Origin of the sequence: Prevotella sp. MGM1, assembly GCF_002933775.1 — a bacterium.
Taxonomy (GTDB): Bacteria; Bacteroidota; Bacteroidia; order Bacteroidales; family Bacteroidaceae; genus Prevotella.
Map to the genome: position 1 here is coordinate 1 of NZ_BEWV01000071.1, position 552 is coordinate 552.

Below are 552 nucleotides of genomic sequence, written 5' to 3' on the forward strand. Positions count from 1 at the left end.
GCCATGCCGGCAGCAGGCAGCCCGCCGGCCTCCTTTTCACCCATATCGGCAGACATTTCCGTTTTTGCCATAATTCCCATACCCCTGACACTATATTTCCTTGTACTTGCCGCAGACATCAGAAAGCCGTTATATACCATGCCTATGTCGAACCGTCCGGCATCAAACTCTTTACTTTGCAATGACCTGCTCAATGCCATGGCAAAACCGCTGAGCGGCATTCTTCTCATCGATGTCCACGACGAATAAGGGATGTTTAGCGAAGAGAATACATCAAATCTCCAATTATGACTCATTATATTATCGAGGGCTTTGTCGTAGAGCGTGGCTGTCAGCCGTGCGTCGGCCGGTGTCCCGTCGGGCTTTATTATCCTCAGCCTCCATTCTTCTTTCTGTCCTGGAGTGAGACGGTCGCGGAACGTTGTCCAGCTCATCTTCAGACGCTTGTCCGGAAGAGGTCTTTCTATCGTTGCGGCATAATCATGATAACGACCGTCTTTCACCCAGGCATACATTATCCGCAGTCCGTCGCCATATTCGTCCTTATATGTC

General features: G+C 50.2%; 1 protein-coding gene. It reads right to left on the reverse strand.

All coding sequences use genetic code 11. The features are described 5' to 3' along the window. On the reverse strand, positions 1-552 hold a 552-nt coding region (locus tag MoGM_RS12920), incomplete at both ends, for a hypothetical protein (protein ID WP_158249541.1).